Raw genomic sequence first — 11,928 nt, 5'->3', positions numbered from 1 at the left:
CACCTACAATAATTGTTGATCTAATAGCGTATGTAGTTGTTGTTGAGAGCCATATTGTGCCTTCACATCTCTCACAGCCATTTCTAGTGTTTTCATAGGTAATTGTGTTTCTTGAATGGAAATAATTTGAGGTTCCTTACGAGTGCGAATTAAATTTGCTACTGCATGGGTATTTAGTAAAATATCACGAATCGTAATGAACTTCTTATTCCACCTAAGTAGTCGCTGACATATAACGGCACGTAACACTTGAGATATTTGACTACGTACCTCTTCTTGTTGCTCTCCTGGGAAAAGAGATATCATACGATGAACAGCCATTACAGCCCTTTGTGTATGCATAGTAGCCATCACAAGATGCCCCGTCTCTGCCGCATGAAGTGCAGCCTCCAAGGTTTTGCGATCACGAAGTTCTCCTACCATAATGACATCTGGGTCCTCCCGCAAGGCATCTCGAATACCGTCAGACATAGACTTAATATCGGCACCTAATTGCCTTTGATGAATTAAAGATCTTTTAGGCTTAAATTCAAACTCGATAGGGTCTTCTAAGGTTATGATATGACGCTCCATTGTCTGATTAATATAATCAATACAACAAGCTAAGGTGAAGCTTTTACCACTGCCCGTAGGACCACAGACGAGCAATAAACCATCATGGGCCTCACATAATTTTTGTAGCAGTTGCCCTTCACTGTTATCATCTAGTGAAAGTTGTTGATGACAGAGTAAGCGCAAGGTACCACATATGGTTTGATTAGCCCGATATAGATGAACGCGAATGCGCACACCACAACAAGAGCATGCTTCATCAATGGATTGCCATTCGTAGGAGGCTATACCACATCGCCGTAAAATATCTTCGATTAAGTCTGTCGTACACACAAAGCTAGTAGCCTTCAATCCATCACCATGTCGCAAGTATATAGGCTGTCCACATTGTAGATGAATATCTGTTGATGATAACTGTATTGCTTGTTCTACAATAGTTTCTAAACTTTCACTATTACAGCATGAGTCCACAACGATGCACCTCCTCAATAGATGTAACATGCTGAGATACGGCCTCACGGGCAGAATCCTCTAATGATAGTAATAGATGTGTTTCTAATTGGTCCCAACAGGCCGAATTAGCTGGAATCTCTAAAAATTCAAAGAGTGCTGTCCGCCCATGGTACACTGTACCATCGAATTTTCTAACTAACCGTTGTGCAATAGCCCCCATTAAGGTAGCTCGAATTAAATATGGTTCTACCCCCATATCCATGAGCCGCGTTACTACGCCCATAGCAGTATTTGTGTGAATGGTAGACAATACGCGATGTCCCGTTAAAGCAGCTTTAACAGCGAGCTCCGCAGTCTCCTTATCCCTAATCTCACCAATCATAATCGTATCGGGATCTTGGCGTAGTACAGATCTAAGGCCTTTTGCAAAGGTAAAGCCAATCTTCTCATTGATACCAATTTGGATGGCCCCTTTGATTTCAGCCTCTACGGGGTCCTCTAGACATATGAGCTTTGTTTCCTTTAAATTTAACATGCGGAGCATGGCATATAGAGTAGCCGTCTTGCCACTGCCCGTAGGCCCACAGATGAGCAATAAGCCATAAGGACGTTTTAGTAATTGCTCGATGTGTTCAAAAATATCTGTACGCATGCCTAAAGCTTTAAGGTCTTTATGACTGCCCTCATTACCCATAAGGCGACAGACTAAAGTCTCGCCGTATAAGCTGGGCAAAGTAGATACACGCATTGTTATGGCTTTATCTTTATGACTCCAAGCCCAACGTCCGTCTTGAGGCAATCTTTTCTCGCTAATATCTAATGAACTACAAACCTTGATGCGATTAATAATAAGCTCCGCATCTTCATTAGATACTGTCATGTAATTTTGTAACAGTCCATCTTGTCGTAGTCGAACATGCACACCACTTTTAACTGGATCAAAGTGAATATCGCTCACATGATGTTCTAAGGCATACAAAATAATATCGTCTAATGTCACGTCTACATACATGGTCACCTCCAATAACCTTGCGGTATGTTTTTACCTCACACTAGCGTATGGCGTTATAGGTTTCGACATCACCCCCAAAATTCCTTTTTTATTTTTAAAAATCCACGAAGCGAAAACTTTTCTATTTTTGAGCATACAAAAAAGGCGCCCCAAAGGGCGCCCTTATTGGACTATTAGATATAACATATCTTATTTTAAGTTGTAGAATACGTCATTACCTTTATATTGAGCTGTTTCGTATAACATTTCTTCAATGCGAAGCAATTGGTTATATTTTGCTACACGTTCGGAGCGAGCTGGTGCACCAGTCTTAATTTGACCAGCATTTACAGCTACAGCAATATCAGCGATGAATGTATCTTCTGTTTCGCCAGAGCGATGAGATACTACGCAAGTGTAACCAGCGCGTTTAGCAAGTTCCATAGCATCGAAAGCTTCAGTGAGGGTACCAATTTGGTTAACTTTTACAAGAATAGAGTTACCTACACCAAGCTCAATACCACGAGCTAAGCGTTTTGTGTTAGTTACGAATAAATCGTCACCAACGAGTTGTACGCGGTCGCCAAGACGATTTGTTAATACTTTCCAGCCTTCCCAATCTTCTTCAGCAAGACCATCTTCGATGGATACGATTGGGTATTTGCCTACTAGGTACTCATAGAAGTCTACCATTTCAGCAGCTGTTTTAACTTTGCCTTCACCAGCAAGATTGTATTTACCATCTTCGTAGAATTCAGAAGATGCAGAGTCAAGAGCTAATTTGAAGTCTTTACCAGGCTCATAACCAGCTGCTTTAATAGCTTCACAGATTACTTCCAATGCTTCTTCGTTGGATGCTAAGTTAGGAGCAAAACCACCTTCATCGCCTACGGCAGTGCTAAGACCTTTGCTATGAAGTACGGATTTCAATGTATGATATACTTCTGCACAGCTGCGAAGAGCTTCAGCGAAAGATTCAGCGCCTACAGGCATGATCATGAATTCTTGAATGTCTACGTTGTTATCCGCATGTGCACCGCCGTTCAAAATGTTCATCATAGGAACTGGCAACTCTTTTGCGTTGAAACCGCCAAGGTATGCAAATAATGGCAAATCCAAAGATTCAGCTGCCGCACGAGCTACTGCCATGGATACACCAAGGATTGCGTTAGCACCAAGGTTAGACTTATTATCTGTGCCGTCTAATTTCAACATTAAGTTATCGATAGCCACTTGTTCTGTAGCATCATAGCCGATAAGTGCAGGACCGATTTTAGCATTTACATTGTCGATAGCTTTCAAAACGCCTTTACCAAGGTAACGGGATTTATCGCCATCTCGTAATTCTACGGCTTCAAACATACCAGTAGAAGCACCAGACGGAACGGCTGCTGTAGCAATAGTGCCATCTTCTAAACATACTTCAACTTCAACAGTTGGATTGCCGCGGGAATCTAAAATCTCTCTTGCAATGACTTGTTCAATTACTGCCATTTTATCACCTCATAAATCTAATGTGGGGGTCTTCAAAACCTTCCACCACTATGTATCGATTGTGTCTAACTATAGTGAAAGTTAGACCTTAATTTTATGCTTTATGTACTAAACTATGACCTGTCATAGCACTTGGTAGTTCTATGCCAGCCAAGTCTAATAATGTAGGAGCAATATCACATAATTTACCAGCTTCTAAGGTAGCTGTTTTAAGTGTGTCGCTCATTAAAATTAAAGGAACTAGGTTCGTTGTATGCGCCGTATGCACTTTACCAGTTTCATGGTTAACCATGAGCTCTGCATTACCATGATCTGCAGTAATCAGCAGATGACCATTTTTACTGCGAATGGCATCTACAATGCGACTTAAGCAAGTATCAACAGCTTGAATCGCTTTAACAGCTGCTTCAAAGCTACCTGTATGACCGACCATATCTGGATTTGCAAAGTTCAAGATAATCATATCATATGTTTCATCTTGAATAGCTTGTACAACCTTATCTGTTACTTCATAAGCGCTCATCTCAGGCTGTAAATCATAGGTAGCCACTTGAGGTGATTTCACGAGAACACGATCCTCACCTTTAAATGGTTCCTCTTTACCGCCGTTGAAGAAATACGTCACATGAGCATATTTCTCTGTTTCAGCAATGCGCAGTTGACGATAACCACCAGCACTTAGTACTTCGCCTAATGTTTCAGATAAAGTATCTTTATCGTATACGATATGTACTGGCAAACCATCTTCATACTTGGTCATAGTCGCCATATACAAGGATAGTTGTTCCCGTTTAAAGCCATCAAAGTCAGGCAACACTAAGGCTTTCGTAAGTTCACGGCCCCGGTCTGGACGGAAATTACAGAAGATAACTGCATCTCCATCTTTGATAGTCCCTTCAGCATCAATGACTGTAGGAAGAACGAACTCATCTGCCGCATCTTTATCATAAGACTGTTGTACCGCTTCACAAGCAGAACTTGCCGTTTCACCTTGACCACGTACGATGGCATTGTATGCTAATTCAACACGATCCCAACGATTATCGCGGTCCATCGCATAGTAGCGACCACTTACAGTAGCAATCTTGCCACAGTTTAACTCATCCATATACGCTTCTAAGTCTTTTAAATAGCCTTGTGCACATTGAGGTGCTACATCACGACCATCGAGCAAGGCATGTACATAAACGTGCTCGATACCATTGTCATGAGCCCCTTTAATGACTGCCTTAATATGATCTAAGGAGCAATGCACATTACCATCAGAAACTAGGCCGATAAGATGTAAGCTTTGTTTCTTAGCAACTTCGTATAATTCCTTCATAACAGGGCGATTATAAAACTCGCCAGACTCAACGTCTTTTGTTATACGAGTCAAATCTTGATATACAATGCGACCAGAGCCAAGGTTTAAATGGCCTACTTCAGAGTTCCCCATTTGACCTTCTGGAAGGCCTACCGCAAGCCCTGATGCTTCCAATTTTGTATGTGGATACGTATCCCATAATTGATTAAAACAGAGCGGCTTCGCCTGTACTACAGCATTGGTTGTATCTGATTGATCTCCCATGCCAAAGCCATCTAAGATGACTAGCATTACGGGAGCCTCTAATTTAGCCATTTCTAACCTCATATTAAGCGCTTACTTGATTCGCCGCTTTAATAATATCAATAAATTCATCAACTACTAGGGATGCACCGCCTACAAGAGCACCGTCAATATTTGGTTCTCCTAGAATTTCTAGTGCATTTTCAGATTTAACGCTACCGCCATACTGGATACGCAAGGCATCAGCGGCGTCATCATCATATAAAGAACGAATGTAATCGCGAATGGCTTTACACACCTCTTCAGCTTGTTCAGCTGTTGCGGTCTTGCCAGTACCGATAGCCCAAATTGGTTCGTACGCAATAATGAGTTGACTCACTTGTTCTTTAGGAATATCAGCCAATGCCCCTTTTAGTTGAGACGTAATCCAATCAAGAGTTTGGCCTGCTTCACGTTGTTCTAAACTTTCACCAACACAGACAATAGGGTTTAAATTATGATGGAATGCACTCTTAATTTTGGCATTTACCGTCTCATCTGTTTCGCCATAATATTCGCGGCGCTCAGAATGACCGATAATGACATAATTAACGCCTACCTCTGTAAGCATAAGTGGTGAAATTTCACCAGTGAACGCACCAGCATCATGATAATCCATAGTTTGTGCGCCTACCTCAATCGCTGTGTTACGCGTCAGCACTACAGCACGCTCAATAGCTGTGAAAGGCGGGCAAACAACTACATCACAGGATAATTCCATATCTTGTAACACGCTGTTAAACGCTTCGATCAGAATTGATCCAGACGCAATGGTGCCATTCATTTTCCAATTTCCTGCAATAATAGGTTTTCTCATATTATGCCTCAGACAATGCAGCAATACCTGGTAGGATTTTGCCTTCTAGGAATTCTAAAGATGCACCACCACCTGTGGAGATATGGCTAATTTTATCTGCTAAGCCACTTTTTTCAATGGCTGCTACAGAGTCGCCACCGCCAACGATAGTCATCGCATCAGATTCAGCTACAGCTTTCGCTACTGCATTCGTACCAGCTGCAAAGTTTTCCATTTCAAATACGCCCATAGGACCATTCCAAATAATAGTCTTCATTGGCGCCAATGCTTCTACATAGAGTTCACGAGTTTTAGGGCCAATATCTAACACCATCCAGCCGTCTTCGATTTGATCGACGTCAACGATTTTAGTATTTGCATCGTTGCTGAAAGCATCTGCTACTACAGCATCGATAGGTGTTAACAATTTAGCACCTGCTACGCGAGCTTCCATAACAAGGTCTGTAGCGATAGCTTCTTGACCTTCTTCAAATAAGGAGCTACCAATATTACATCCTTGTGCTTTAATAAAAGCATTAGCCATGCCGCCACCGATGATCATTACATCAACTTTAGGCAACAAGTTAGAAATAACAGAAATTTTATCTGTTACTTTTGCACCACCAATGATTGCTGCCATAGGTGTTTTAGGATGTACAACAGCTGCACTTAATGCATCGATTTCTTTTTTGAGCAAGAAACCTGCAGCCATAGGGATATAATCAGCAATGCCAACTACAGATGCCGCATTACGGTGAGATACACCAAACGCATCGTTGATGGCTACGTCCGCAAGAGATGCCAATTGTTTAGCAAACTCAGGATCGTTTTTAGTTTCTTCGTTGTGATAACGCAAGTTTTCAAGCATCAATATATCGCCAGGTTGTAATGCTTTCACAGCTTCTTCAACCTTAGGGCCAATGCAGTCATCTACGAATGCTACAGATTTGTTGATAAGTTCAGATAAATGCTTAGCACATGGGGCTAAAGACATTTCTGGTTTGCGTTCCCCTTTTGGACGACCAAAGTGAGAAGCAAGGATAACCTTTGCACCTTGTTCTACTAAATAGTTAATAGTAGGTAAAGCACTACGAATACGAGTGTCATCAGTGATGACACCGTCTTTCATAGGAACATTAAAATCAACACGAACAAAAACTGTTTTATTAGCTACTTGTAAACCTTCGATTGTTTGTTTCATCAAAGCCTCCCGATTATAAGCCTTTGCTTGCTACGAATGCTGCCATGTCGATAAGACGTTCGGAGTAACCCCATTCGTTGTCATACCAAGAAACGATTTTAACCATGTTGCCGTCCATAACCATAGTTAAATCAGCGTCAACAATGGAGCTACGAGGATCAGAACCGAAGTCACAAGATACTAATGGCACATCGGATACGCCAAGAATACCTTTTAATTCGCCAGCTGCTGCTTTGCGGAATGCTTCATTAATTTCTTCTTTAGTAGCTGGTTTTTCAAGTTCGCAAACGAGGTCTGTAGCAGATACGTCTGGAGTAGGAACGCGCAATGCGAAACCATCAAGTTTACCTTTCAATTGAGGCAATACCAAAGCTACGGCTTTAGCTGCACCAGTAGTTGTAGGGATGATGGACATAGCTGCTGCACGAGCACGGCGAGGGTCTTTATGACGTGCATCAAGAATTTTTTGGTCATTTGTATAGGAATGAATTGTAGTCATCATACCGCGTTTGATACCGAATTCATCGCACAATACTTTAGCGAATGGAGCCAAGCAGTTAGTTGTGCAAGATGCGTTGGAAATGATGTGGTGTTTTGCAGGATCGTACATGTCTTGGTTAACACCCATAACCATTGTTAAGTCTTCGTTTTTACCAGGTGCAGAAATCAATACTTTTTTAACTGTAGGTTGTTCTAAATGAACTTTTGCTTCTTCTGCATCGCGGTATTTACCTGTACATTCAATTACGATTTCTACGCCTTCTTCAGACCAAGGCAATTTGGATGCATCGCGGTCGTGGAATACGCGGATTTTTTTACCATCAACATAAATGTTGTCTTCATCAAATGTTACTTCGTTAGGAATTGTACCATGTACAGAGTCGTATTTTAATAATAATGCAGTACCTTCATTATCACCAGTTGCATTAATCGCCACAACTTCTACGTCAGGATTATTAATCGCTGCGCGAACTACACATTTACCGATACGACCAAAACCGTTAATACCAACTTTTACTGCCATTGTTAGATCCTCCTAATAACAAAAATTCTAACCAAATTCAAACTAAAATTTATAACTACTCATTCGCCTATAAGGCAGAAATTTGTAACAATTGACGCATGCCTTCAGCCGCTTGCTCATCAATGATAAGTATGCCCTTTTGACAAGCTCGCATCACGCCTATAATTGCGCTCGCCTTTTCTTGTCCACCAGCTACAGCAATGACATTAGGCACCTTTGCCACATCGGGCAAGGATAAACCAATATTATTAGTGGAATAAATCAACTTGCCATCCATATCACAATATTGCCCTAATGCTTCGCCTACAGCATGATTGTCTACCAATTGCTTACGCACATCATCAGCAATATGGCGCTGATCTGCCATGCGCATGGCCGTACCAATACCAAATAACAATACGTCAGTCCTACTGATGAGGTCTCCAATTTCCTTGATTTGCGGTTCACATGTCATGAGCATATGTAATGAATCTTGTGAAAGCCCATCTGGTAAGTGAAGCATCTTGTAAGTTCCACGAAGTCGTTCAGCTAGTACAGAAGCGATGACATTAGCTTGGTATTCCACTACTGCACCAACACCACCACGAGCTGGCACTACAGTAGGATTAAATGGTAAAATTGGCATTTCTTCTGCTACCGCTGCCATGGTGCTGCCACCACTAATAGCCACTACTGAATCAGGCTCTAATAACTCCTGTAACAGTTTTGCCGCTGCGAAGCCAAGCTTTTTAACCATCAACGTTCCTTCTGTCGGTGTAATGATAACCCTATCGATGTGAAGTGCTTCCGTCAATCGGTTTTCTAGTTCGTTAATACGATCTAGTTCGTTTAAAAAATTTCGTAACTTCGGAACAATTGCATGTCCCTCGTCAGTGAGAAAAATCCCTGGTTTATAAATGTCTACTAGGCCATTTGCACGCATCAGTTCAATATGACTTCGTACGGTTCGCTCTGGAAGATCCGTCGCTGTAGCTAATGTCCTGCGACCTATAGGCTCTTCATAAACAAGGTGGTTTAGTATCTTGTATCGCTCCTTTAATACGCTTACGATTTCAGGAACAATACGTTCACATATCATTAGAAACTCGTTCATCGGGTCCCTCCTTTACCCGTTGGGATTATATGAATCGTTTTTCGTCCCATGTGAACAAAATTCGTCCCACCTAAAATAAAAAAATACCTTTACACATTTATTTTATACCCTATGTGAATTTTATTCAACCCTAAATAGCAGAAAACGACATACTTTTGAGGCAATAATAGTAATTTTATACCTAAAAGTATGTCGTTTATTTTAATTTTATTTTGTACCGAAGATACGGTCACCAGCATCGCCTAAACCAGGTAAAATGTAACCATGATCATTTAGTTTTTCATCAAGGGCAGCTACGTAAATAGGTACATCAGGATGCTCCTTATTTACTACCTCAACGCCTTCTGGAGCTGCTACAAGGCACATCAATTTAATGTGTTGTGCACCTTTTTCTTTTAATAATGTAATAGCTGCTGCTGCGCTACCACCAGTTGCAAGCATTGGATCAGTTACGATGAAATCGCGTTCGCTTACATCAGTTGGTAATTTGCAATAGTATTCTACTGGTTTCAAAGTTTCAGGATCGCGGTATAAACCAATATGTCCAACCTTTGCAGTTGGAATCAAGCTAAGCATACCGTTTACCATGCCAAGGCCGGCACGAAGAATTGGGATGATACCCAATTTTTTACCTGCAATGCGTTTGCCAGTCATTTTCATTAATGGTGTTTCTACCTCTACATCCTCAAGTGGTAAGTTGCGTGTAATCTCATACCCCATCAACATAGTAATTTCATCAAGTAATTGTCTGAAGTCTTTAGAGCCTGTTTGTACATCACGCATCAATGTAACTTTGTGTTGAATCAACGGATGTGTCATAACATTAACTTTCATGACTGTCCTCCTATAAAACAATATACGTATCTCTTTGTAGCAATTTAACTATCATATTAACTCTATCATAGAATGAAAAATCATGCCATAAAAATATTAAAAGGGATGTGCCAAGGCACACCCCTTTATGTTAATTATAGACTTGTAAGGCTATAAATATGTAATTGATGTCAGTAATCTAATAGATTAATACAATGGATACGCTTCACAAAGTGCTGCTACGCGTTTGCTAGCATCTTCATGAACTGCTTTATCTTCAGGATTTTTAAGAACTGCTGCGATAATATCAGCAATTTCTTCCATATCTTTCACTTGCAAACCACGAGTTGTAAGCGCTGGCGTACCAAGACGGATACCACTTGTTACAAATGGGCTAGCTGGATCGAATGGAATTGTATTTTTATTACATGTAATACCTACTTCATCAAGTAAATGTTCTGCTTCTTTACCTGTTAAGCCAGTACTGCGAACGTCTACGAGCATAACGTGAGTATCTGTACCACCAGAAACAATTGTTAAGCCTTTATCTTGCAATGCCGCAGCCAATGCTTTTGCATTGTCGATAATTTGTTGCGCATAGACTTTGAATTCAGGTTGCAAAGCTTCGCCTAACGCTACAGCTTTAGCAGCGATAACATGCATCAATGGACCACCTTGGATACCAGGGAAGATGGATTTATCGATTGCTTTAGCATATTTTTCCTTGCAAAGAATCAAACCACCACGAGGACCACGCAATGTTTTATGAGTTGTTGTAGTTACGATATCAGCATATTCTACAGGGTTTGGATGTAAGCCCGCTGCTACAAGACCTGCAAAGTGAGCCATATCTACCATGAAGATAGCATCTACTTCATGAGCTACTTCAGCCATTTTCTTGAAGTCGATTTGACGGCTATAAGCACTACCACCAGCGATGATCAACTTAGGTTTTGCTTCTAATACAATTTTACGGAACTCATCATAGTCGATTTGTTGTGTTTCAGCATCTACACCGTATGGTACTACATTGAAGTATGTACCAGATACGTTAACTGGAGAACCATGAGTCAAATGACCACCGTGGGACAAATTCATACCTACAATAGTGTCGCCAGGTTGCAATAATGCAAAGTACACACCAAAGTTGGCTTGGGAACCAGAGTGAGGTTGTACATTGGCATGTTCAGCGCCAAACAAGCGTTTTGCACGTTCGATAGCCAATGTTTCGATAACGTCAACGTTTTCACAACCGCCATAATAGCGTTTGCCAGGATACCCTTCCGCATATTTATTAGTTAATACGCTACCTTGAGCTTCCATTACTGCTTGAGAAACAAAGTTTTCAGAAGCGATCATTTCTAATTTATCGCGTTGACGTGCCAATTCTTGATTGATAACAGCTTGAATATTAGGGTCTTGTTTTTCTAAGAAACTCATGAGTATCCTCCTTGTACAAAACAAATATCTATAGGTAATGATGTATTATTTCTCTAATGCTTTAATTTTCTCTACACGGCGTTCGTGGCGACCACCTTCAAATTCCGTTGCCATCCAAATGGTAACAATATCTTTAGCAAGGCCTGGGCCAATAACGCGTTCCCCCATTGTGAGGATATTCGCATTATTATGTTCACGACATGCGTGTGCAGAGAATGTATCATGACAAAGAGCAGCTCGAATGCCCGCTATCTTATTTGCTGCAATACCGATACCGATGCCAGTACCACAGATTAGAATGCCTCGATCTGCTTCACCAGATACGACTGCATTTGCTACAGGTACTGCAATATCAGGATAATCGCAAGACTCCGCTGTATGACAGCCAAAATCTTCTACTTCATGTCCCAATGCACTTAATACTTCTTTAACGGATGCTTTTAAATTCAATCCGCCATGATCACAACCGATTGCAACCTTCAT

At 41.1% G+C, this 11,928-nt stretch carries 11 protein-coding genes; all 11 read right to left on the bottom strand.

The annotated features are described in order from the left end of the window. Positions 1–3: 3 nt before the first annotated feature. The gene (locus tag RYM16_RS03150; protein ID WP_314982260.1) at positions 4–1,023 is read right to left on the bottom strand and encodes an ATPase, T2SS/T4P/T4SS family; all 1,020 of its coding nucleotides are present in this window, start codon (positions 1,021–1,023) and stop codon (positions 4–6) included. Then, positions 1,007–2,017 carry a GspE/PulE family protein gene (locus RYM16_RS03145; RefSeq protein WP_314982259.1) on the bottom strand — a complete coding sequence of 337 codons (1,011 nt, stop codon included), beginning with the start codon at positions 2,015–2,017 and terminating at the stop codon, positions 1,007–1,009. The genes RYM16_RS03150 and RYM16_RS03145 overlap by 17 nt, the downstream gene beginning before the upstream one ends. A gap of 189 nt (positions 2,018–2,206) precedes the next feature. Beyond that, the gene (gene eno, locus RYM16_RS03140) at positions 2,207–3,490 is read right to left on the bottom strand and encodes a phosphopyruvate hydratase (protein ID WP_314982257.1); all 1,284 of its coding nucleotides are present in this window, start codon (positions 3,488–3,490) and stop codon (positions 2,207–2,209) included. Between the two features lie 94 nt (positions 3,491–3,584). Then, the gene (gene gpmI, locus RYM16_RS03135; protein WP_314982255.1) at positions 3,585–5,111 is read right to left on the bottom strand and encodes a 2,3-bisphosphoglycerate-independent phosphoglycerate mutase; all 1,527 of its coding nucleotides are present in this window, start codon (positions 5,109–5,111) and stop codon (positions 3,585–3,587) included. A gap of 13 nt (positions 5,112–5,124) precedes the next feature. Further along, a complete protein-coding gene (gene tpiA, locus RYM16_RS03130) occupies positions 5,125–5,895 on the bottom strand; it encodes a triose-phosphate isomerase (RefSeq protein WP_314982253.1) in 771 nt (256 codons plus the stop codon). 1 nt (position 5,896) lies between these two features. Next, entirely contained in the window at positions 5,897–7,075 is a 1,179-nt protein-coding gene (locus tag RYM16_RS03125) for a phosphoglycerate kinase (RefSeq protein WP_314982251.1), read from the bottom strand. A gap of 13 nt (positions 7,076–7,088) precedes the next feature. After that, positions 7,089–8,099, bottom strand: coding sequence for a type I glyceraldehyde-3-phosphate dehydrogenase (gene gap, locus RYM16_RS03120; RefSeq protein ID WP_288187307.1), 1,011 nt, complete (start codon positions 8,097–8,099; stop codon positions 7,089–7,091). 67 nt (positions 8,100–8,166) lie between these two features. After that, entirely contained in the window at positions 8,167–9,192 is a 1,026-nt protein-coding gene (locus tag RYM16_RS03115) for a sugar-binding domain-containing protein (RefSeq protein WP_314982249.1), read from the bottom strand. A 207-nt stretch (positions 9,193–9,399) separates the two neighbouring features. Continuing rightward, positions 9,400–10,026, bottom strand: coding sequence for a uracil phosphoribosyltransferase (upp, locus tag RYM16_RS03110; protein ID WP_009351648.1), 627 nt, complete (start codon positions 10,024–10,026; stop codon positions 9,400–9,402). A 186-nt stretch (positions 10,027–10,212) separates the two neighbouring features. Further along, positions 10,213–11,445, bottom strand: coding sequence for a serine hydroxymethyltransferase (glyA, locus tag RYM16_RS03105; RefSeq protein ID WP_314982247.1), 1,233 nt, complete (start codon positions 11,443–11,445; stop codon positions 10,213–10,215). A gap of 45 nt (positions 11,446–11,490) precedes the next feature. Further along, positions 11,491–11,928, bottom strand: a complete 438-nt coding sequence (gene rpiB / locus RYM16_RS03100) for a ribose 5-phosphate isomerase B (RefSeq protein WP_298707591.1) — start codon at positions 11,926–11,928, stop codon at positions 11,491–11,493.

Origin of the sequence: uncultured Veillonella sp., assembly GCF_963524655.1 — a bacterium.
Lineage (GTDB): Bacteria > Bacillota > Negativicutes > Veillonellales > Veillonellaceae > Veillonella.
This window is presented reverse-complemented; position numbering and strand designations above follow the sequence as displayed.

Excerpts from the sequence above, each read along its gene's own strand:
- RYM16_RS03115 (WP_314982249.1), bottom strand. The coding sequence starts at position 9,192 with ATGAACGAGTTTCTAATGATATGTGAACGTATTGTTCCTGAAATCGTA.
- gap (WP_288187307.1), bottom strand. The coding sequence starts at position 8,099 with ATGGCAGTAAAAGTTGGTATTAACGGTTTTGGTCGTATCGGTAAATGT.
- RYM16_RS03145 (WP_314982259.1), bottom strand. The coding sequence starts at position 2,017 with ATGTATGTAGACGTGACATTAGACGATATTATTTTGTATGCCTTAGAA.
- glyA (WP_314982247.1), bottom strand. The coding sequence starts at position 11,445 with ATGAGTTTCTTAGAAAAACAAGACCCTAATATTCAAGCTGTTATCAAT.
- eno (WP_314982257.1), bottom strand. The coding sequence starts at position 3,490 with ATGGCAGTAATTGAACAAGTCATTGCAAGAGAGATTTTAGATTCCCGC.
- tpiA (WP_314982253.1), bottom strand. The coding sequence starts at position 5,895 with ATGAGAAAACCTATTATTGCAGGAAATTGGAAAATGAATGGCACCATT.
- RYM16_RS03125 (WP_314982251.1), bottom strand. The coding sequence starts at position 7,075 with ATGAAACAAACAATCGAAGGTTTACAAGTAGCTAATAAAACAGTTTTT.
- gpmI (WP_314982255.1), bottom strand. The coding sequence starts at position 5,111 with ATGGCTAAATTAGAGGCTCCCGTAATGCTAGTCATCTTAGATGGCTTT.
- rpiB (WP_298707591.1), bottom strand. The coding sequence starts at position 11,928 with ATGAAGGTTGCAATCGGTTGTGATCATGGCGGATTGAATTTAAAAGCA.
- upp (WP_009351648.1), bottom strand. The coding sequence starts at position 10,026 with ATGAAAGTTAATGTTATGACACATCCGTTGATTCAACACAAAGTTACA.